Here is a 21233-nt window from a genome sequence, read left to right as displayed (position 1 = left end):
AAATGGACTGGTCCGAGCTGCGTGCGCGATTCCTTGTCGAAGAGGACGACGCGATTCTGGCGCTGCACAAGCCCGCCGGGATCTCCGTCACCGGGGAGCGGCACGACACCGATCTCGTCGAGCTGGCGGCCGCGGCGGGCGAGACGCTCTACCCGGTACACCGGATCGACAAGGTGACCTCCGGGCTGGTGCTGCTCGCCAAGGAGCTCGGCGCGCACGGCCAGTTGACCAGGCAGTTCAACAAGCAGACCGCGGAAAAGGCGTACCTCGCCATCGTCGCGTCGAGCGAGCTGCCCGAGGCCGGGGTGATCGACCTGCCGCTCAGCGTCGGACGCAAGAACCGCGTCCGCATCGCGGCGCCGCGGGAGAGCATTCGCCGCGACGCGGACCGCTGGTTCGTCGAGGACGCCGATCTGCTCGACACCAAGAACTATCCGTCACGCACCGATTTCACGACGGTGCTCCGCCGCGACGACTACGCGGTGCTCGCGCTGCGCCCGATCACCGGCCGCCGCCACCAGATTCGGGTGCAGCTGGCGTGGATCGGCCACCCCATCGTCGGCGATCCGCTCTTCGACAAGTCGGACGCGCACGAGCGGACGTACCTGCATTCGTGGCGACTCGGCCTGACGGCGGACTGGCGCACCCCGCCGGAGCTCGCCCTGGAAGCGACGCCCGACGCGGACTTCTGGCGTCCGATCCAGGCCGAGCCGCACGAGCCCGACGAAATGCTGCGCCGCGCAAGCGAATTGCTCCGCAGTATCGACTAGCTCAGCGCGGCCACTCCGGTGACCGGCCCAGCATCGCGACGATCTGGTCCAGCCGATCCGCACTGGACCACGCGACCTCCGGGCCGAACGCGGCACCGGGCGCCAGCCGGATGTCACCACCGGGGACCGCTTGCGCCACCGGGAACACCGCCTCGATCAGCTCGTCGTCGAACTGCACGGTCAGTCCCAAAGTCTTTGCCACATCCCAGGAATGGACGACGTAGTCGATGAAGTGGAAGCTCACCGCCTGCGCACCGGAGAACTCGTAGTCGGCGCTGAACTCAGCCAGCGGAAACTTCCGGTCGAGCACGCCGGGCTCCGCGAACGCCTCGATGACGTGCTCGGCCGCATCCCGATAGCTCTGCACCGGATCGGCGCCGAGCGCGCGCACTTTCCACAGGACCGGGTCGCCGTCGCCACGAGACGCCGCGGCGAATCCGTAGTGCTGGGCGATCATGTGCGTCAACAGGCCGTGCAGCGTCCACTCGGCGCACGGCGTCGGCTTGCTCAGGTCCGCGGCGGTGAGCTGCTCGACCAGGTCGATGCTCGTCCGCACCGCCGCCGCGTCCAACGCGACGAGGTCGACGGTGTCCTGCAATGCGTCGAGGGTGCGCAGCTCAGCGCTGATATTCGGGTCGGTCGCCATCGAATGACTTCTCTCTGCTCGCCTCAATGATAAGTACGAGCCTATCGTATGCATCCGCTTATCATCTATCAAGCAGTATTTTCTATCCATGTCCGAAGTCCCGCGCCCCGACCTCGCCGCCATGATCGCTCCGTTCATGCGGACGCTCTTGGCGGTGGAACTGCCCGTGCTCGAACGGCACGGGGTGTCGATGTGGGGATACGCCGTACTGCTCGGGCTCGGCAAGGAACCCGTGTACACGCAAGCCGCGCTGGCCAAGTCGATCAATGCGGACAAGACCCGGATCATCGGGGTGCTGGACGAACTGCAACAGAGCGGGCTGATTGTGCGCGAACCGGATCCGGCGGATCGGCGGGTCAATCTGGTGTCGATCACCCCGGTCGGGCGCAGCCTGCGCGACCGGGTGCAGGCCGATATCCAGGAGCAGGAGAATCGCCTGCTCGAGCAGCTGCCCGTGGCGGATCGGCGGGCCTTTCTGCGGTCGTTGCAGACGCTGTCGGTGACCGCCGGCGAACAGCCCGGGTGAGCGCGCACACAGACCGCTGTGCAGGTTTCCGCTGGTGGCGAGCCTCATGGCGACGCGTAACACGCAGGTCAACTAGCCTTGGTACGTGCCGCGCACGGGAGGCGGGCACACTCTGACGCAACGGAGCGATCCCCCAGAGAAAGCGAACGCCGATGATCCTGGTGGCTCAGGTCAGCGACACTCATTTCGATCTCGGCGCCCGCAACGCCGAACGGGTCGAACAGGTCATGACCTTTCTCGCGGGCTTGCGCCGCAGGCCGGACGCGATTCTGGTGACCGGTGACGTCACCGATTCCGGCAAGTCCGAGCAGTACGCCGAGGCCAGGCTCGCGTTCGACATCGACATTCCGGTGTACGCCATTCCGGGCAACCACGACGATCGCGCCGCGTTCCGCACCACGCTGCTCGGCGAATCCGCGTCGACCGCGCCGATCAACCACGCGCACCGGGTCGGGGATCTGACCGTCGCACTGCTGGATTCGAGCATTCCCGGCGAGCCGAGCGGCCGGATCGCCGACGAGACGTACACCTGGCTGCACGGCGTGCTCGCCACCGCCCCGGCCGACAAGCCGATCCTGCTCGCGCTGCACCACCCGCCCGCATACCTGTTCAGCCCGGTCGTCGACGAGATCTCGCTCGAGGAGCCGGAGAAGTTCGCCGAACTGGTGGCCAGCGACAAACGCATTATCGCCGTGCTCACCGGCCACGCACACTCCTCGGCCACAACAACATTCGCGGGCCGTCCGCTGCTGGTGGCACCGAGCACCGCGTCGGTCCTCGGCGGTCTCTGGGAACTCGATCTGCCCGACCACGTGATGGACTACGCGCCCGACCCCGCCGTCGCACTGCACCTGATCGATGAAAAACACAGCCTGACAACGCATTTCCGCAGCGTCCCGATGGGCGGCTGGCTCGGCGTGCCACCGACCTGACGGGCGGTTCGTTCAGCTACCCCAGGTCAACGGCGGATTGCCCGCTCGCGGCGATAGGCAGCAGGTGTCGCGCCGGTCCAGCGCTTGAACGCGTAGATGAACGTGGAGGATTCCGCGTAGCCGAGCCGGATCGCCACATCGCTCACCGAAAGCGGTGTAGCGGAGAGCATTTCCTCGGCCAGTGCGCGGCGCACCTCGTCGAGCAGGGCGCGATAGCTGGTGCCTGCCGTGTCGAGGCGGCGGCGCAGGGTTCGGGTGCTCATATTGAGATTGCGTGCGACGGAGTCGATTCCGGGCGGACCGGAGAATCCTTCGGTGCCGCCGGGGACCAGTAGCCCGCGCACCTCGGCGGCGATGCCGGTGCGGGCGCGGCGGCGGTGCACCAGGTCCCGGCACTGGGCCAGGCACATGGCCCAGGTCTGCTCGTTCGCCTGCGGCAGTGGCTGATCCAGCACGGCGGGGTCGATCGCGAACAGGTTGCGCGGCCGCCCGAACCGCGGCCGCACCACCGTGACCTCTTCGATCCGATCGGCGTAATCCGGTTCCGGAAAACGGAACTCGGCCCTGGCGAGCGGCAGGTGCCTGCCGAGCAGATCGCTCATCACCTGATGCATGGCGGTGACGTCGCGTTCGACCAGGAACTGCCGCACATCGGCCGGAATCAGCTCGTCGTGCACCCAGGCCACGAACTCCCCTTCCCGCCATTCGGCGACGGGCAGGCAGAAGGTGAAGCTCAACTCCATATACCGCAGCGCGAACGAGATCGCCTCGCCGAGCGTCGGGCTGCTGACGCACGCGAAACCGAAGATGCCGAAGGTGGTGATCCGATAGCGGCGGCCGACCTCGACGCCGAGCGCGGGCCGGTCGGCGAGTTCGCGCACCAGATTGCGGACCACGGTGAGTTCGATGTGTGCGTCGATCTGCGCGTCCGGGTCACGCAGCGCAGGCTCGGACAACCCCGTTCCGGCCAGCATGCGCCCGGTGGGCACGCCGCACTCGGCCGCGTAGCCGACCATCAGCGCCACGCTGGCTATCCCGCGCGGAAAGTTCCAGTCGCGGATTCCCGGATCCTGCACCCGCTCCACAGCGGACAGTATGGCCGAATTTCTCGATCGACTACCCGGACGCCCCCTAGAGTGGATCTATCTTCGGTCCTGTGAGGAGCATCACATGACAACGGGCAATCGGCCATCGGTCCTCATCATCGGCGCGGGCTTCGGCGGCATCGGCATGGCGATAGAGCTGCGCCGCAACGGTTTCCAGGACATCACCATCTTGGAGCGGGCCGCCGACCTCGGCGGGGTGTGGCGCGAGAACACCTATCCCGGCGCTGCCTGCGACGTGCCGTCCCCGCTGTATTCCTTCTCGTTCGAGCCGAAGCCGGACTGGCCGCAGCGCTACTCCGGCCGCGACGCCATCCACGCCTATCTGCGCGGTGTCGCGGAGCGCAACGGCGTGTTGGACGCGATCGAATTCGGGGTCGAGGTGACCGACGCCGAATTCGACGACGCGGCCGGGCGCTGGACCATTCGCACCGCCGACGGCGCGGCCCGGACCGTGGACGTGCTGATCTCGGCGGTCGGCCAGCTGTCGCGGCCCGCGCTGCCGAACATCCCCGGCATCGACACCTTCGCGGGCGCGGCATTCCATTCCGCCGAATGGGACCACGGGGTCGAGCTGACCGGCAAGCGCGTCGCCTGCATCGGCACCGGTGCCAGCGCCATCCAGTACATCCCGGAGATCCAACCGAAGGTCGCCCAGCTCACCCTGTTCCAGCGCACTCCGGCCTGGGTGATCCCCAAGTTCGACACCGACTACTCGCCGATTCAGCACAGGCTGTTCGCCCGGGTGCCCGGCGCGCTGCTGGTCGAGCGCTTCGGCTGGTGGTCGATCGCCGAGTTCATCTCGCTCGGCCTGGTCGAATTCCCGGCCATCACGGGGCTGGTGTCCACCCTGGCCGGGCGGCATCTGCGCAAGCAGGTGGCCGATCCGGAGTTGCGGGCCAAACTCACCCCCGACTATCCGATCGGCTGCAAGCGCGGGCTGTTCTCCAACGACTACTACCCCGCGTTGACCCAGCCGAACGTGCACGTCGAGACCACCGCGATCACCGAGGTGCTGCCTAAGGGAGTGCGCACCGCAGACGGCACCGTGCACGAGGTGGACGTGATCATCTACGGCACCGGATTCAAGGGCACCGAATTCCTCTGGCCGATGCGGATTTACGGCCGCGCGGGCCGCAAGCTGTCCGATGCCTGGGCCGACGGCGCGCACGCCTACTACGGCATCTCGGTGCCGGACTTCCCGAATCTGTTCCTGGTCTACGGGCCGAACACCAACCTCGGTGTCGGCTCGATCATCTACATGATCGAATCGCAGACCAGCTACATCCGCCAGGCCGTCGAGCTGCTCGGCCGACGACCGGGACACTGCCTCGAGGTCCGCGCGGACCAGGAGCAGCGGCACAACACGGCGCTGCAGGAACGCCTCGCCCGCACCCCATGGAACTTCTGCTCCAGCTGGTATCGCAATGCGGCGGGACGGATCACCAACAACTGGCCGGGCTCGCAGCTCAGCTACCGCCGTCGCCTCCGCAAGCTCGACCCGGCCGACTACACCCTCAGCCGGGCCGCTTGACGGCGCGCCGAGCGCGCACACTGGCAGACTTGTGCCGTGACTGGACGCCCGATAGCTGACGGATCGGCCGAACGCGGGCCGCTACGACCGATCGAGCTGGCCGTGGGCGCCGTGCTGGGCGGTGCCACCGTCGGGTTGGTCACCGTCGGCTCGGTGATTCCGTTCGCGGCCGCGCTGAACCTGGTGGCCGCGGTGCCGATGGGGCTGATCGCGCAGCGCTACCGGCTGCGCGCGCTGCTCACCGCCGCCGCGGCGGCGACGGTGGTCACCTTCGTCGCGACCGGCCTGGTGGCCACCACCGGCCTGATGGCGACGGCGACGATCGCGGGCATCATCGGTACGACGAAACGGCGCGGCGGCGGGTTCGCCTCGGTGCTCGCTCTTTCGACCATCGCGGGCCTGGTGTGGGCCGGCTTCGCGGTCGGCATGCTGCAGTTGTTCTCCGCGGGGCGGAATCTGTTCTTCGACACCCTCCGCAACACCTCGCGCGGCATCCAGGAACTCGCGGCGCGCCAGCAGCAGCTCGAGCCGCTCGGGCGTGCGGCGGCCGATATCACCGATTCCGTATTGCGCTGGTGGTGGGCCTGGGTCGGCGGCGGGGTCGCGACGGGCATGGTGGCGACCGCGATCTTCTCCTGGTTCGTGCTCGGCTCGGTGCTGGACCGGCTGACCTGGCTGCCCGGCCACGACCGACTGGATGCGCCGACGGACGACCGCGCGATCGCGCCGCTGCCGGTGACCTTGCGCGGCGCGGCCTTCCGCTACCCGGGTGCGGTGCGCGACGCGCTGCGCGAGATCGACCTCACCGTGTCGGTCGGTGAGTTCGTCGCGGTCGTCGGGCACAACGGCTCCGGGAAATCGACGCTGACCCGGCTGCTCGCCGGACTCCCACCCACCGCGGGCACGGTCGAACGGCCCGGCTCGGCAGGGCTCGGACATCAAGGCGGCACCGCGCTGGTCTTGCAGCGGCCGGAGAGTCAGACGCTCGGCGTGCTCGTCGCCGACGACGTGGTGTGGGGCCTGTCGACGGAACTCGCCGCCGAGGTCGATGTCGCCGCGTTGCTCGGCGAGGTGGGCCTGGACGGCATGGGCGACAAGGAAACCGCCACCCTGTCCGGCGGACAGCAGCAGCGGCTCGCGGTCGCCGCGGCGCTCGCCAGGAAACCGGCGCTGCTCATCGCCGACGAGGCCACCTCGATGATCGATCCGGAGGGACGACGCGAGCTCGTCGAACTCCTTGCGGCACTGCCGAAACGGCATTCGATGGCGGTGGTGCTGGTGACCCACCACGAGGCCGACGCGGCCGCGGCCGGACGCGTGGTGCACCTGGCGCACGGGCGCGCGGTCGAGCGGCTGGCCGTCTGGCCTCGGCCGGTGCGGGATGTGCGGCGCAGGCCGATGGGCGACACGATCCTCGAACTGCGCGACGTCCAATACACCTACAATCGCGGAACACCATGGGAGGCAGCGGCTCTGCACTCGGTCGACCTGACGGTGCGGCGCGGTGAGGCGCTGCTCATCGTCGGCGGCAACGGGTCAGGCAAGTCCACCCTCGCCTGGATCATGGCCGGATTGATCGAACCCAGTTCCGGCCGTTGTGAACTCGCGGGCAAGGCGGTCACCAAGCAGATCGGCCGAGTCGAGTTGGCGTTCCAGCATTCTCGGCTGCAACTGCAGAAGCAGACGGTCGGCGCGGAGATCGCGGACTGGGGCGGGCGGGCCACCGGGTCCGGCGCGGTCGGCCGGGCATTGGACGCTGTCGGCCTGGATCGTTCGCTCGCCGCGCGATCCATCGAAGAACTCAGTGGCGGGCAAGCCAAACGGGTGGTGCTCGCCGCGATCGTCGCCAGCCACCCACAGGTGGTCGTGCTCGATGAGCCGCTGGCCGGGCTGGACCCGGAAGGCCGCGCGGACATCGTGGAACTGCTTGCGCGACTGCGGGATTCCGGATTGACGCTGATCGTCATCTCACATGACGTGGAGGACATGTCCGCGGTGTGTGACCGGACGGTGCACCTGCGGTCCGGGCGCCTGCTCGCGGCCGACTCGGTGGCCGACACCGCCACCGTCGCCAATGACGCGGCGCACCAGCAAGATTCACGTCCTGCCGCACCGTTGCGGCAGCCCAGAGACGCCGCATGGCGGCTCGAGCGCGGAGGCCGATCATGAGTTTGGTGCTGTTTCGCCGGGTCCCGGTGCCCAGCCCGATACACAACCTGTGGGCGGGCACCAAGATGATCAGCGCGTTCCTGATCAGCTTCCTGCTGATGTTCCTGCCGACCTGGCCGGTGCTCGGCGTGATGATCGTGTTCCTGGTGTTCATCGGGGTGCTGGCCCGGCTTCCGCTCGGCACCCTGCCGCGCCTGCCGTGGTGGTTCTGGGGGTTGCTCGCGCTCGGAGCGCTGATCAACGTGCCGGTCGGCACCCAGGCCGTGGTGCGCTACGCGCAGACGGTGGTCTTCGCCCTGATCATGGTCGCCGCGTCGTTCGTGGTCGCCTGGACCACGCCGATGAGCGATATCGCCCCCGCACTCGCCAAACTCGGTGCGCCACTGCGCAAACTCCGGGTGCCGGTGGACGAATGGGCCGTCGTCGTCGCCCTCACCCTGCGCGGCCTGCCGCTGCTGATGGAGGAGATCCGGGTGCTGCGCGCGGCCCGCAAGCTGCGCCCCAAGGACAACCTGCTCGCGCTGGCCACCGAGAACCCGCTGATCGACATCCTCACCGCCGCCATGGCCGTATCCACCCGCCGCGCAGGCGAACTCGGCGAGGCGATCACCGCGCGCGGCGGCACCGGCGAACTCGCCGCCTACCCCAGCTCGCCCGGGCGCGGCGACGCCATCGCGCTGATCGTCGTCGTCGCGGTCTGCGCGAGTGCCTTCGCACTCGGCTTCGCACTGATCTAGCCGCCGGGGAGCGCTTGCGCGGACGAATGTCCGAGGCCGCCTGCCTAACGCACGGGCGGACCGCCACGGGCGATACTGGCCGGGTGAGCGACGGCGACGACGTACCGGCTTGGCAGCGGCGGACCGCTGGGGAATCGCGACTTGCCGCGACGGCCGCGGTAATAGCGATTATCGGGTTGCAGGTGGTGTTGCCGGATCGATTCTTGCCCGAGCCTGGATGGTTGCTGCCTGGGTTGGAGGGTCTGCTTTTGGTGGTTCTGCTGGTCGCGAACCCGGTGCGGATCGACCGGGAGGAGAAGTGGCTGCGGTGGCTCGGGCTGGTGTTGGTCGGGCTGATCGGGGTGGCGACGGCGTACTCGGCGGATCGACTGGTGGTCGGACTGATCGACGGGACGCTCAGTGACGATCCGGCCCGCCTGCTGGGGTCGGGCGGCGCGGTCTGGCTGACCAACGTGGTGGTGTTCGGCCTCGGCTACTGGGAGTTCGACCGTGGCGGCCCGGCGGCCCGGGCGCACGCCCGAAAGGCGCTGCCGGACTTCATGTTTGTCCAGATGCAGAATCCAGAACTGGCGAGCCCGGAGTGGGAGCCGCAGTTCATGGACTACCTGTATCTGTCGTTCACCAACGCCACGGCGTTCAGTCCGACCGACGTGATGCCGATGTCGCGCTGGGCGAAGGCGATGATGATGGCGCAGTCCGCGATCTCGCTGATTCTGGCGGCCCTGGTCATCGCGCGCGCGATCAATGTACTGCATTGACCAATCTGTATAGCCTACTGCTATAACCCTATTCGCGGTTTCCAACCACAAGCTACGCCCCCTAATTCAGGGGCTAAACCACTTGTCGAGCGGTAGGGTTATCTGTGGAGTAGCTGTTCTCTGGATCACATCATTGCCGCGCACCGCAGTGGGGGAAAGGAATTCGACGTGCGCGGTGTTCTCCAATGCTTGAAACCTGATGAAGAATGGAACACCCGAATGATTCTCCGCAAATTCACCGCGGCCGCCGTGCCCCTCGTCGCCGCCGTCGCGGTCGGCGCGGGCACCGTCCAGGCTCAGCCCGCCGTCGCGCAGGCTCCCGAGATCGGGTATGAGGCAAAGCTGGTGGGAGACAAGATCATCACCACACTGACCGGGGGATCGTTCGAAGTGGTCGGCGACGTCGTCGACCTCAAGGACGAAGCAGGGAACACGGTGGTCACGATGCCACTGGCGTTCCGGCAGGACGGCATGGAGTTCCCACTACCGCACGCGGTGCGCGACGCGGGCCGCGTGCTGGAACTGACCGTGGTCAAGGACGTCGCCCAGGCGCGCCCGGTCACGGCGACCCAGATCGCCTCGCCGTTCGAGAACCAGCGCGCCCAGGACGCCTTCCTGACCCAGTTCGGTATCGCCACCGCGGTCGGCGGTTTCATCGGCACCGTGATCGGCGCGCTGGTCGGGCTGACCGGCATCCTCGCCGGGCCGGGCGTGATCGCCAGCGTGCTGGCCGGCGCGGCGGTCGGCGGGATCATCGGCACCATCATCGCGGGCGGCCCGACGCTGATCGTGGCGGGCATCGACCTGCTCAGCACGCTCGCCGCGCCGCCGGGGTCGACCAAGTGGATGGACGAAACCGGCCGTTCCAAGAACTGACGCGCACGGACCGACGCGGCCCGCACCGAATCCTCGGTGCGGGCCGCGTCATTGTCTGCGCACCAACACAATTGGTGAACCGACCACTCGGGATAGTGCATTACCGCTCGTGGCAGCCGGGCACAACCGGCACGCCCGCCACCCGGTCCGCCAGGTAGGCCATCGCGCCGAACGACTCACCGACGGCGGCCGGGTTGTGGCCGGGCAGCGCGGAATGCACCGAGGTGATGGCGGCGCCCTGGGCGCAATACCGGCCGAGCAGGTCGGTGAACCCGGCAACAGGCACCACATCGTCACTGGTGCTGTGGTACAGGTACATCGGGATGGCCGGAGCGGGCGCGCCGAGTTCGTGCGGATCGGTCGCCGCACGGAAGGCCGGGTGCCCCAACAGGTTCGGCACCGCGGCGAAGTCGTCGACGCGGGCGTTGACGTACTTCGTCACCAAATCTGGGCCGCAGGCGGCACTGTCGGCGGCGATCATCGCGCGGCCGCGGTCGTTGAGCAGGTCCATGATGCCTGCGCTCGGATTGTCGCGGGTGGCCGCGATGACGACCAGCATGGCCAGGCCCGCCTGCATGGTGCCGTCCACGTGCTGGGCGATGGCGGGCCAGTTCGACGGGACACCGCCCGCGGCGATGCCCGCGAAATGGATGTCCGGCGCGTACTGCGGCTGCATCTGCGCCGCCCACAGGGTGGCGAAGGCGCCGCCCGAATAGCCCCACGCGGCAAGGGGAGTCGCTGGACCGAGTCCCGCGGCCGGCAGGTCGCGCGCGGCCCGGATACCGTCCAGCACGCCGCGCCCGGAGTTGACGCCGTCGAGGAATCGGGACTGCGGGCCCTCGTGATCGCTGGTCACCACGGCCCAGCCGCGGCGCAGCGCGTCGGCCATGAACGGGGTATCGATCAAGGCCTGGGTGCCGCCGGGGTCGCCGCCGCCGCGCAACGCGTACGACGGCGCGCAGCGGGAGCCGAGGCTGTCCTCGGCGATCTGATACGACAGCAGCGGACGCGGACCCGGGCCGAGCCACGGCAGCATCGGCACCATGACGGTGGCCACGTCGGCCACCGCGGCGCCGCTCGCGTCGGTGCTGCGGTACTTCACCTGCCAGGTCGAAACCGGCAGCGGCAGACCGAACAACGCGCTCTGGCGCGACTCCACGATCGCGCCCTCGGGATAGGCGGCGAGGTCGGCGGGCGCCGCGTAGAACGGATCCGCGTCGGGCGGCGGCACCTGGGCGTGCGCGGCGGGCGCCGTGCTCAGCGACAAGGCCAGCACCAGCGCGGCCGCGACGGCCGCGGACGAGCCGACCCTGGCTAGCGCCGCGCCGATGCGCCGGACCGGCGTGTCGGATGTTGCCGTGCTGCCGAGGAGCGATGTCCCCCTACCGATTCCGTCCGGAGTCGCCATGGCAGGCAACCTACCTTGCCGCCCGCCGAACCCGTCGGCACTCGCTGGATGTTTCGCCGACACCCCTAATTTGTTGCCGGAACGACACATTCGGCCCACCCGTGCGGCTAGCGCAGGCTGGTCGACCCCGGCCGCTCCGTTGATGCTGCGCATGGCGGCCTCCCTGTCCGGCGAGGCGCGACGGCGTGCGCCGGGTGCAACTCTGCGCCAACGCACTCCGGCCTCGGGGGATTCACGGTACTGGCAGATCAGCGGCCCGAGCAACGGTCATTCACGGTCAGACCCATCGCCGTGGATGTCCTTCGCCCACTGGCTAGAGTGATCGAAAGTGCCCTTGGCGCAGTCGAATCGCGGGCGAGTTGCGCCGCGGTGGCCAGGGTGCCCCGAGGAGGAGTAGCTGAGTATGCGGCACGGCAACGGACTGGACATTCCCGAAGGACTCGCCGATGTGTGCGCGCCGGACCGGCTGGCGGTGATCGTCTACGACATGCAGGTCGGGGTGCTCAGTCAGCTGCCGGAGGGGCCGGAGATCATCGATCGGGTGGTCCGGGTGGTGGACGCGGCGCGCAGCGGTGGCTATCCCGTGGTCTTTCTGCGGCATTTCTTCCTGCCCGAGCAGCTGAGCGGGGCGTTCGCGCTGCGCATGGCGATGAACTGGCAGCAGGTCGATTCGGTGGACAAGGTCCGCTTCATCCTGCAGCGGGATACCCCGGCCTTCGAGCTGGTGCCCGAGCTGCGGCCGCGCCGCGACGAGGTGGTGTTCGACAAGACGTCGATGTCCGCGTTCGAGGGCACCCCGCTGGCCGCCATGCTGCGCGACCTGCGGATCGGCGCCTATGCCATCGCGGGCGTCGCGCTGGAGATCGGCATCGCGCCGACCATCACGCACTCCACCGATCTCGGCTTCGTGCCCGTCGTGATCAGCGACGCCGTCGGCGGCCGCGACAAGGAAGCCATGGCCCGCGCCTACGAGGACTTCGAGTTCCAGGGCCACGCCATGATCACCGATCTGGCCACCATCACTCCGCTGCTGGCGGGCACCTCGGCCTGACCCGGCACCGCGAACGGGACATCGCGCGCGGCCATGTCCCGTTCGGCGGAGGTCACTTCTGCTGGTGCAGGGCCTTCTTGGCGGCCTCCTGGGCCGAATCGACCTGGCTGGCGTACTTGCCGTCGGTCCTCTTGTCGACCAGATCGCCCGCCTTCTCGATGACGGTCTCCACCTTGTCCGCGTTCTGCTGGGCCAGGTCGATCGCCTTGTTCGCCAGGTTCTTGAAGTCCACTACGCGCTCCTCGTTCGAGATGGTTCCAACCGCGAATCACTGTAATCGGCGCGGTCGGACGGAGCCGTGCTCAGTCCGAGGTCCCCAACCACGCCGGATGCCAAAGGCGGCCGGTCTCGGTCCAGTTCATGAAGCGCACCGTGCCAGCGATTTTCGGCGTCACCCAGACCGCTTCCTTCAGTTCCTCGGCGGTCAGGTCGTTGTCGAACGGACTGGTCTTGCGCTCCATGGTGCCGAGGCGCTTGGCCAGTTCGCGCATGTCGGAATCGTTGAATCCGGTGCCGACTCGGCCCACGTAGATCAGCCTGCCCTCGTACGGGATGCCGACGAGCAGTGACTTGAAGTCGCGGGCGTCGCTGCGCCGCCAGCCGCCGATGACCACCGCCTGGGTGCGCCAGTTGCGCTGCTTCACCCACGAATGACCGCGCTTGCCCGGCAGATACACCGAATCCTTGCGCTTGGCGACGACGCCCTCCATGCCGTGTTCCTGGCTGTAGCGCACCGCGTCGGCGCCGGAACCGTCCAGCCGGGGCGGCACGGTGATCGAGGGCGCGGTGCCTGCGAGCGCCTCCAGCACCCGGCGCCGATCCGAATACCGTTTGCGGACAAGCGAAGTGCCGTCCAGATACAGCACGTCGAAGGCGACGAACACGGCCCGCGCCGCATCCGCCTGCAGCAAGCCGAGATTGGCGACACCGTGGTCGTCGAAGACCACCGCCTCGCCGTCCAATACGACACTGTGCCCGGCCAATTCGTCGGCCAGTGCCGCCATCGCCGGGTACCGGTCGTTCACCACGATGCCTTTGCGGCTGCGCAATGTGAGTGTGCCGGAATCGATTTCAGCGATCAGTCGAAATCCGTCCCACTTGGTCTCGAAGCACCATTCGTCGGTGGTCAAGTCGGCGACGTCGCCGGGGGTCGCGAGCATCGGTGCGATGCCCCGCGGAAAAGGCGAAGGGCCGCTGGATATTCGGATGATGCGACCCGATGGTTTGGCGGGTTCGGTACCGAGACTGCTCGCAGCCTTGTCCGCGTCGTTCGGGTCGGCGTCGGTGTGCTGCTCGCGCATCAGATGCATCAGCCACTGGTTGCCGTTGGTCTGGATCAGCGCGTAACGCCCGTTGAGCCGCTGCCCGTGGAACTCGACGATCACCTCGTCGTCGCGCCACTTCTCGGTGTCGTAGGTGCCGGAATCCCAGATCGTCATCTCCCCCGCGCCGTACTGTCCCCTCGGGATGTCGCCGTGGAAGTCCAGGTACTCCAGCGGGTGGTCCTCGGTGTGCACGGCGAGCCGATTCTGGTCCGAGGTGGTCGGCGGGCCCTTCGGCACCGCCCAGGACACCAGCACGCCGCCGCGTTCCAGCCGCACGTCCCAATGCAGCCGCCGCGCATGATGTTCCTGCACGACGTAGCGATTGCCCGCACTCGGTTCCGGCCGGTCGGCGGGCACGGGCTCGGGTGTCCGCGCCGGGTCACGCATCGACCGATACTTGGCCAGTGCGTCGGCACCGGATTCCGCCGACCCGGTGGCGCCCTTCGGCAGCGGCGGATCGAGCTCGGCGAGCAGGTCGCCGTCGTCCTGCCAGCGGGCGAGGACCTCGTCGAAGCGTAAGTGCCGCAGCTTCTTCCGGTTCTCGATTTCCTTCCAGGAGCGTGGCGCCGCCGCGTTGGGCTGGGCGCGTCCGCGCATCGAGTACGGCGCGATGGTCGTCTTCGACGCGTTGTTCTGGCTCCAGTCCAGGAAGATCTTCCCGCCGCGCACCGATTTCGACATCGTCGCGGTCACCAGATCCGGGTGCAGCCGTTCGAGATTGGTGGCCACCTGCTTGGCCACGGTGGACGCGCCGCTCGAGCTCACCTCGCGATCCAGCGGCACGTAGATGTGAATTCCCTTGCTACCACTGGTAACCGGGAACGCGTGCAGCCCGATGTCCTCGATCATGTCGCGTACCGCGAGCGCGACCCGCGCGCAATCGGCCAGCTCCGCGCCGGGCCCCGGATCGAGATCGAACACCAGCCTGGTCGCCGGTCCCACCGCGTCGCCGTCGAAACGCCATTGCTGCACATGGACTTCCAGCGCCGCCTGCTGGCCGAGCCAGGCCAGCCCGGCTTCGGAATCGATCACGGGGTAGGTGACCTTACGGTCGGAATGCTGGATGGTGTGCCGTTCGAGCCAGGACGGCGCGTGCGCGGGCAGGTTCTTCTCGAAGAAGGAAGGCTCGTCGACCCCGTTGGGCCAGCGCTTCCTGGTGACCGGGCGGCCGGCGATGTGCGGGAGCATCGCGGGCGCGATCGCCGAGTAATAGGCGATGACTTCGCCTTTGGTGGTGCCGGTGGCCGGGTACAGCACTTTGTCGAGGTTGCTTAGTTCAACCTCGATGCCACCGAAGCTCCGGCGGGACGCCATGGGAACGATTTTAGAGGCGGGGACCGACAAGTTGCCGGGTCCCCGCCGCTCGTCAGATCGCCGAACCCGACGGGTCGGTGCCCGGGGTGTCCGTGGCGGTCGGCGTCTCGGGCGTGGTGCCCGGTGCACCGGCACCGCCCGGCTGGCCCGGCGCACCCGGCTGATCCTCCGGCGGGACCACCTTCTTGGCGGCCTCCTTGCCCTTCGCGATCTTGTCCGAGTACTTGCCCTGGGTCTTCTGATCGATGAAGTCGCCGCCCTTGTCGATGGCGTCGTTGATCTTGTCGGCGTTCTTGGCCGCCGCGTCCTTGCCCTTGCCGACGAGGCCCTTCAGAGTATCCGCGAAGCTCATAGCGTTCGTTCCTTCCTCTAGCCCACTAGCAGGATGTCGTCAACCCACATCTTCCCACCACGAATCCCGTGGTGGGGCACTACCTGGGTCGACCCGCTGACCGGGCATCGGCACCGCGATCGCGGTGCCTGCCACCTCGGCCGCCGTGATCATCCGCCGCACCGGCTCCGACCATCCGTGGAACGCGAGATTGAAGGTCGCCCAGTGGATCGGCACCAGCAGGCCGTGAGCCGGGTCGCCCGCGCACAGATCGGCGTGCGCGCGAACCGCCTCCTCCGGGTTCATGTGCACGTCGCGCCAGCGCTCGTCGTAGGCGCCGATCGGCAGCAGCGTCAGGTCGAACGGGCCAAGTGCCGCACCGGCTTCCGCGAACGCCTTGGTGTATCCGGTGTCGCCGCCGAAGTACGCCCGCTTGGTCGGGCCGACGATCGACCACGACGCCCACAGCGTGGTGTTGCGGACCAGGCCGCGTCCGGAGAAGTGCCGCGCCTCGGTACAGGTCAACACCAGGTCCGAGCCCTCGTGCGCCCGGCCGAGCGCGGACAGCGAAACCGAACCGCTCCAATCCAATTCGATGATCCGGTGTTCCGGCACACCCCAGTGCCGCAGGTGCGCGCCGATGCCGACCGGAACCAGGAACGGTGCGGTCTGGCGCAGCACCAGCTCGCGGACGGTGTCCTTGTCCAGATGGTCGTAGTGATCGTGCGAGATGAGCACCGCGTCGAGCGCGGGCAGCTCCATCAGCGGCGTCGGCACCGGATGCATCCGAGTCGGGCCGACCAGCGCGGACGGCGAAACCCGTTCGCTCCAGACCGGATCGGTGAGCACCCGGTAGCCGTCGATCTCGATGAGCGCGGTGGCGTGCCCGAACCAGGTGACCGCCAGGTCGGCGGCCGACTCGGGCAGCTGCGGCGTCTGCAGCGGGATCACCCCCGTCGGGCGGCCCGCGTTGCGCCTGGTGAGCGCCGAAACCAGCAGGGACGGAGCCGATCCCGCGGCCAGCTGACTACTCGGCTCGGTGTTGTGGAACTGGCGGTTGCGGTAGGTGGCCGCGCCCGTCGCGTACGGCTGGATGGCGGAGATCGAGGCGCCCATCGCGGACGGGATCCCCCATGCCGCGCGGACCACCCAGGTGAGACCGAGCGCGCCCGCCGCCGCGCCGACAATGCTGCGGATGTTCATCATCGCCCCACGAACTTCGCGGCACGCTTCTCTTGTCTGGCCAGCCGGCCCTCCTGCGCGTCGGCGCTGGACCAGGCCGCCTCGAGCGCGGCGCGCTGCTGCGCGTTGTCCGGCTCGCGGGTGCCGTCGTCGTTGAGCACCAGCTTCATGTGCCGCAGCGAGAGCGGCGCGAGCTGGGCGATCTGCTTGGCCCAGGCCTGCGCGTCGGCCAGCGAGCCGAGCCGGTTGGCGAAGCCGAAGCTGTAGGCATCGGCCGCCGTCACCGACTCCGCGCCGAGCAGGATGGTCCGGGCCGGGCCGCCGCCGATCAGCGACACCAGCCTGCGCACCGTCCACCGATCCACCGAGATGCCGAGCTTGGCCGCGGGCACCGCGATGTAGGCCTCCGGCGAGATGACCCGCAGATCCGAGGCGAGCGCAAGTTGCACGCCCGCGCCGAGCGCGCCACCGTTGATCGCCGAGATCACCGGCACCGGGACCGACTCGATGGTGTGCAACATGTCCTGCAGGCCTCCGAGGAACTCCTCGGAGTAGACGCCGGACAAGTCCGCGCCCGCGCTGAAGATCGGGCCGCGCCCGGTGATCACGATTACCCGCGCGTCGTCGGCGACGGCGGCAAGAACGGCTTCGCGCAGCAGCGTGATCAGCTCGAGGTTGAGCGCATTGCGCCGCTCCTCGCGCTGAAGTTCGATGGTCACTACGTCACCGTCCCGGCTAACTCCGAGCATGCGACCTCCCCAACTGAACGATCCGTCTAGTTACATTCACTTTGCCACAGCCGACGGCGCAGACCGCTGAAGCGGATACGATCTTCGGCTGTGCCGACAGACTTCAACATCCTGGTGATCGGCGCTGGTCAGGCAGGACTGTCGGCCGGGTATCACCTCCAGCGCCTCGGGCTGCGCCCCGAGCAGGACTTTCTCATCGTGGACCATGCACCTGGTCCGGGCGGGGCCTGGCAGTTCCGCTGGCCTTCGCTCACCCTGACCACGGTCAATCGGGTGCACGACCTGCCGGGCATGTCGTTCGCGGAAACCCTGCCACCGGGATCCGACGCCGCGCCTGCGGCGACCGCGGTACCGCACTACTACGAGCTTTACGAAAAGCGCTTCGACCTGCGGGTACGCCGACAGGTATCGGTCAACGTGGTGTGTGACCGGACCGAGGACGGCAGTCCGGCCGAGCACGGCCCGATCCTCAATGTCGAGACCGACTCGGCGGGCACGATCCGGGTGCGCGGGCTGATCAACGGGACCGGCACCTGGGAACATCCCTTCATCCCGCGCTATCGCGGCGCGGAAACCTTTGCCGGACGGCAGCTGCACACCCACGACTACCGCACGGCGGCGGAGTTCGCGGGCAAGCACGTGGTGGTGGTCGGCGGCGGTATCTCGGCCGTGCAGTTGCTCGACGAGATCTCCCAGGTGACCTCCACCACCTGGGTGACGCGGACCGAGCCGATCTTCCGCGACGCGTCGTTCGGTCCGGAGGACGGCCGCGCGGCCGTCGCCAAAGTGGAGGACCGGGTACGCCGCGGTCTGCCGCCGGGATCGGTGGTCTCGGTGACCGGGCTACGGCTCGACGACCGGCTCCGGGCCGCCAAAGCGCGCGGCGCGTTGCACCGGCTGCCGATGTTCGATCACATCGAACCAGACGGGGTGCGCTGGGCGGACAGCTCGTTCCAGCACGCGGAGGTGATCCTCTGGGCCACCGGATTCCGCAGCGCGCTGGACCATTTGGCGCCGCTGCGACTACGCGGGCCCGGCGGCGGCATCACCATGACCGGTCGGCTCGCCACCCAGGTGGCAGCCGATCCGCGCATCCATCTGATCGGTTATGGACCGTCCGCGAGCACGATCGGTGCGAACCGCGCGGGGCGGGCAGCGGCCGTGGAGCTGACGGAATACCTGGGCCTGGGCTAGTTCAGGCCCGCGGTCATGGTGTCCGGGTCGGCGCCGACGCGGGCGCCGCTGTCCAGCGCGTTGATCGCGTCCATCTGGTCGCGGGTGAGTTCGAAGCCGAAGACGTCGAAGTTCTCCGCGATCCGGGACGGGGTGACCGACTTCGGGATGACGATATTGCCGAGCTGCAGGTGCCAGCGGATGATCACCTGGGCCGGGGTGCGCCCGACCGCGGCGGCGATCGAGGCGATGGTCTTGTCGTCGAGCAGCGTGCCCTGGCCGAGCGGGCTCCACGCCTCGGTGGCGATGGCATGGCCCGCGTGGAATTCGCGCAGTTCGCGCTGGGCCAGCCGCGGATGTAGCTCGATCTGGTTCACCACCGGGGTCTCCCCGGTCTCGCCGATGAGCCGCTCCAGGTGGGCGGCGGTGAAGTTCGAGACCCCGATCGACTTGATGCGGCCCTGCGACTTCAGTGCCTGGAAGGCGCGGAACGTGTCGATATAGCGATCGGCCACCGCCACCGGCCAGTGGATGAGGTACAGGTCGAGGTAGTCCAGGCCGAGCTTCTTCATGCTGGTGTCGAACGCGCGCAGCGTCGAATCGAAGCCCTGCTCGGAGTTCCAGAGCTTGGTGGTGACGTAGATTTCATCGCGCGGCAGGCCGAACTCGCGGATCGCGCGACCGGTGCCTTCCTCGTTGCCGTAGATCGCGGCGGTGTCGATGCTGCGGTAGCCGGCCTCCAGTGCGGCGGTGACAACCGGGTACACATCGTCGTCGGGCACCTGGAAAACGCCGAAGCCCAGTTGCGGGATCACGTTGCCGTCGTTGAGCACGATCGAGGGGATGGCGGAGGTCTCGCTTCTGAAGGTCACCCTGCGACGGTAGAAGTGTGGCGGCGAGCCGTCAACGCTGCCCCCTGGCGTGTTGGCCCCCGGTTTACCGCTCGACCTGCGCTTTTCCATCGACCGACAGTGACGGTCGTGACTTGGTAAGCCTCGCTAAGCGACTCGATAAGCCCTACTAAGTACTGCGGTCGGCGGGCGAGACCGAGGCGTCCGAGGCCTCGCCGATATAGCGGCGATCGGCAGACGACCTAGCCGTCGATCACGTTCGGCACGCCGAGTCTGCGATAGCGCTCCTTGCGCAACGCGAGCAGTTCGGCGTCGGGCCGCCGACGCAGCATGGTGAGTTCGTCGGCGATGGCGGCGACCATACGGCGGGCGAAGTCCACCGCTTCGTCGGCCGCGTCGGGGAACTCGGGCACGATGCGATCGACGACGCCATCGGCGCGCAGGTCGGCGGCGCGGATCCGTTGCGACTGAGCGAGTTCCGCGGCGTGTTCGGTGTCGCGGTAGACGATGGCGCTGGCGCCCTCCGGCGGCAGCGGGGCCAGCCAGCCGTGGGTGGCGGCCAGGACGCGGTCGGCGGGCAGCAGCGCCAGTGCGCCGCCGCCGGTGCCCTGGCCGAGCAGCACCGAGATGGTCGGCGTGTCCAACGTCACCAAATCCGCGATGCTGCGTGCGATTTCGGGGGCCAATCCGCGCTCCTCGGCCTCCTTCGACAGGGCCGCGCCGGCCGTGTCGATCACCAGCACGAGGGGCAACCGCAACTCTTCAGCAAGCGCCATGCTGCGCCGCGCTTCCCGTAATGCGGCGGGTCCCATGGAGTACCCGCCCTGCTGCCCGGAGCGGTCGTGTCCGAACACCACACACGGCTGGCCACGGAAGCGCGCCAGTGCATGCACCACCGTCCGATCGGACTCGCCCTGCCCGGTGCCACTCAGCGGAACCCGTTGTGTCACATGACGTAACAGGTCACGAATGCCCGGCCGGTCCGGCCGTCGGGAAATCACCACGGATTCCCACGCCGAGACGGCTTCGGCCGCGTACTTCTCCGCACGGTGCGAAACATGTTCACCCGCAGTCGAATCCGGCACCGGGATGCCGCCGAAGACGCTGAGCGCCCGATGCGCGATGCGCCGGAAGATGGAGATCGTGACGACACCGTCGATAACGCCACGGCGGTAAAGGTTCTCGGCCGTCTGTACGCCTTCGGGAAACGGTTGTCCGTACAGAGCCTGATAGACGCGGGGACCGAGGAACCCGATCAGCGCGCCGGGTTCGGCAAAAGTCATGTGGCCCAACGAACCCCACGACGCGAAGACGCCGCCCATGGTGGGGTTGCGCAGGTAGACCAGATAGGGGTGGCCCGCCGCCTTGTGCGCGGCGACGGCACCGGCGATCTTCACCATCTGCACGAAGGCGACGGTGCCCTCCTGCATGCGGGTGCCGCCGGAGGTCGGCGAGGCGACGAGGGGCAGCCCGAGTTCGGTGGCCCGCTCGACCGCCGAGACGATCCGTTCCGCCGCGGCGACGCCGATCGAACCCGCCAAAAACCCGAACTCGCAAGCGATTACGGCGACGCGACGGCCACGCAGCAGTCCTTCGCCGGTGAGCACCGACTCATCGGTGCCCGCCGCGACCGCAGCCTTGCGCAACGCCTCGCGGTACGGCGGGGTCGCGGCCACCGTGATCGGTGGCCGGTCCCAGCTGACATACGAGTCGGTGTCGAGCAGTTGCCCGAGCAGCTCGCGCGCCGAAATCCTCACCGAGGGAGCTTATCCACTCGGCTTCCGGCGGACGGGATGCC

Annotated in this window: 20 protein-coding genes; 10 read left to right on the top strand and 10 right to left on the bottom strand. The window is 68.4% G+C overall.

The genetic code is table 11. From position 1 onward, the window contains the following. Positions 1 to 2: 2 nt before the first annotated feature. Positions 3 to 770 (top strand): RluA family pseudouridine synthase, encoded by a 768-nt coding sequence (locus tag ACQPW1_RS05135; protein ID WP_433665145.1) that lies wholly within the window; start codon positions 3 to 5, stop codon positions 768 to 770. A 1-nt stretch (position 771) separates the two neighbouring features. Here ACQPW1_RS05135 and ACQPW1_RS05130 read toward each other — a convergent pair whose 3' ends face one another. Continuing rightward, entirely contained in the window at positions 772 to 1416 is a 645-nt protein-coding gene (locus tag ACQPW1_RS05130; protein ID WP_433661613.1) for a TIGR03086 family metal-binding protein, read from the bottom strand. A gap of 88 nt (positions 1417 to 1504) precedes the next feature. Here ACQPW1_RS05130 and ACQPW1_RS05125 point away from each other — a divergent pair, with 88 nt between their 5' ends. Next, positions 1505 to 1942 carry a MarR family winged helix-turn-helix transcriptional regulator gene (locus ACQPW1_RS05125; RefSeq protein WP_433661612.1) on the top strand — a complete coding sequence of 146 codons (438 nt, stop codon included), beginning with the start codon at positions 1505 to 1507 and terminating at the stop codon, positions 1940 to 1942. Between the two features lie 152 nt (positions 1943 to 2094). Continuing rightward, entirely contained in the window at positions 2095 to 2874 is a 780-nt protein-coding gene (locus ACQPW1_RS05120) for a metallophosphoesterase (protein WP_433661611.1), read from the top strand. A 26-nt stretch (positions 2875 to 2900) separates the two neighbouring features. On the opposite strand, the gene ACQPW1_RS05115 is transcribed toward ACQPW1_RS05120, so the two are convergent. After that, positions 2901 to 3959, bottom strand: coding sequence for an AraC family transcriptional regulator (locus ACQPW1_RS05115; RefSeq protein WP_433661610.1), 1059 nt, complete (start codon positions 3957 to 3959; stop codon positions 2901 to 2903). An 85-nt stretch (positions 3960 to 4044) separates the two neighbouring features. Between ACQPW1_RS05115 and ACQPW1_RS05110 the strand changes: the two genes are divergently transcribed. From ACQPW1_RS05110 to ACQPW1_RS05090, 5 genes are all read left to right on the top strand, one after another. Continuing rightward, on the top strand, positions 4045 to 5511 hold the full coding sequence (locus ACQPW1_RS05110; RefSeq protein ID WP_433661609.1) for a flavin-containing monooxygenase: 1467 nt from the start codon (positions 4045 to 4047) through the stop codon (positions 5509 to 5511). Positions 5512 to 5547: 36 nt separating this feature from the next. Next, on the top strand, positions 5548 to 7680 hold the full coding sequence (locus ACQPW1_RS05105) for an ATP-binding cassette domain-containing protein (RefSeq protein ID WP_433661608.1): 2133 nt from the start codon (positions 5548 to 5550) through the stop codon (positions 7678 to 7680). Continuing rightward, entirely contained in the window at positions 7677 to 8417 is a 741-nt protein-coding gene (locus ACQPW1_RS05100; protein WP_433661607.1) for an energy-coupling factor transporter transmembrane component T family protein, read from the top strand. The genes ACQPW1_RS05105 and ACQPW1_RS05100 overlap by 4 nt, the downstream gene beginning before the upstream one ends. Before the next feature lie 83 nt (positions 8418 to 8500). Continuing rightward, positions 8501 to 9175, top strand: a complete 675-nt coding sequence (locus ACQPW1_RS05095) for a hypothetical protein (protein WP_433661606.1) — start codon at positions 8501 to 8503, stop codon at positions 9173 to 9175. A 219-nt stretch (positions 9176 to 9394) separates the two neighbouring features. After that, positions 9395 to 10051, top strand: coding sequence for an ammonium transporter (locus ACQPW1_RS05090; RefSeq protein WP_433661605.1), 657 nt, complete (start codon positions 9395 to 9397; stop codon positions 10049 to 10051). Between the two features lie 100 nt (positions 10052 to 10151). Here the strand turns inward: ACQPW1_RS05090 and ACQPW1_RS05085 are convergent, their stop codons facing one another. Further along, positions 10152 to 11459: a lipase family protein gene (locus ACQPW1_RS05085; protein WP_433661604.1), complete on the bottom strand. Its 1308-nt coding sequence runs from the start codon at positions 11457 to 11459 to the stop codon at positions 10152 to 10154. Between the two features lie 403 nt (positions 11460 to 11862). On the opposite strand from ACQPW1_RS05085, the gene ACQPW1_RS05080 reads away from it, so the two are divergent. After that, positions 11863 to 12510 (top strand): cysteine hydrolase family protein, encoded by a 648-nt coding sequence (locus ACQPW1_RS05080; RefSeq protein WP_433661603.1) that lies wholly within the window; start codon positions 11863 to 11865, stop codon positions 12508 to 12510. Between the two features lie 52 nt (positions 12511 to 12562). Here ACQPW1_RS05080 and ACQPW1_RS05075 read toward each other — a convergent pair whose 3' ends face one another. The 5 genes from ACQPW1_RS05075 to ACQPW1_RS05055 all read right to left on the bottom strand — a co-directional run bounded on the left by ACQPW1_RS05075 (position 12563) and on the right by ACQPW1_RS05055 (position 17411). Next, entirely contained in the window at positions 12563 to 12742 is a 180-nt protein-coding gene (locus tag ACQPW1_RS05075; protein ID WP_433661602.1) for an antitoxin, read from the bottom strand. A 70-nt stretch (positions 12743 to 12812) separates the two neighbouring features. Then, entirely contained in the window at positions 12813 to 15149 is a 2337-nt protein-coding gene (locus ACQPW1_RS05070) for an ATP-dependent DNA ligase (RefSeq protein ID WP_433661601.1), read from the bottom strand. A gap of 52 nt (positions 15150 to 15201) precedes the next feature. Continuing rightward, positions 15202 to 15501: an antitoxin gene (locus tag ACQPW1_RS05065; RefSeq protein ID WP_433661600.1), complete on the bottom strand. Its 300-nt coding sequence runs from the start codon at positions 15499 to 15501 to the stop codon at positions 15202 to 15204. Positions 15502 to 15540: 39 nt separating this feature from the next. Further along, positions 15541 to 16683, bottom strand: coding sequence for an MBL fold metallo-hydrolase (locus ACQPW1_RS05060; RefSeq protein WP_433661599.1), 1143 nt, complete (start codon positions 16681 to 16683; stop codon positions 15541 to 15543). After that, positions 16683 to 17411 carry an enoyl-CoA hydratase gene (locus ACQPW1_RS05055; RefSeq protein WP_433661598.1) on the bottom strand — a complete coding sequence of 243 codons (729 nt, stop codon included), beginning with the start codon at positions 17409 to 17411 and terminating at the stop codon, positions 16683 to 16685. The genes ACQPW1_RS05060 and ACQPW1_RS05055 overlap by 1 nt, the downstream gene beginning before the upstream one ends. 90 nt (positions 17412 to 17501) lie before the next feature. Here ACQPW1_RS05055 and ACQPW1_RS05050 point away from each other — a divergent pair, with 90 nt between their 5' ends. Beyond that, complete coding sequence (locus ACQPW1_RS05050; protein WP_433661597.1) at positions 17502 to 18605, top strand: NAD(P)-binding domain-containing protein; 1104 nt, start codon at positions 17502 to 17504, stop codon at positions 18603 to 18605. Here the strand turns inward: ACQPW1_RS05050 and ACQPW1_RS05045 are convergent. Continuing rightward, on the bottom strand, positions 18602 to 19456 hold the full coding sequence (locus tag ACQPW1_RS05045) for an aldo/keto reductase (protein ID WP_433661596.1): 855 nt from the start codon (positions 19454 to 19456) through the stop codon (positions 18602 to 18604). The two genes, ACQPW1_RS05050 and ACQPW1_RS05045, sit on opposite strands and share 4 nt — an antisense overlap. A 221-nt stretch (positions 19457 to 19677) precedes the next feature. Next, entirely contained in the window at positions 19678 to 21192 is a 1515-nt protein-coding gene (locus ACQPW1_RS05040; RefSeq protein ID WP_433661595.1) for a carboxyl transferase domain-containing protein, read from the bottom strand. Positions 21193 to 21233: the final 41 nt, after the last annotated feature.

Origin of the sequence: Nocardia sp. CA-128927 (genome assembly GCF_050955855.1) — a bacterium.
In the GTDB taxonomy this organism is placed as follows: Bacteria; Actinomycetota; Actinomycetes; order Mycobacteriales; family Mycobacteriaceae; genus Nocardia.
Note: the sequence above shows the minus strand (reverse complement) of the source record. Positions and strands in the feature narration are given on the sequence as shown.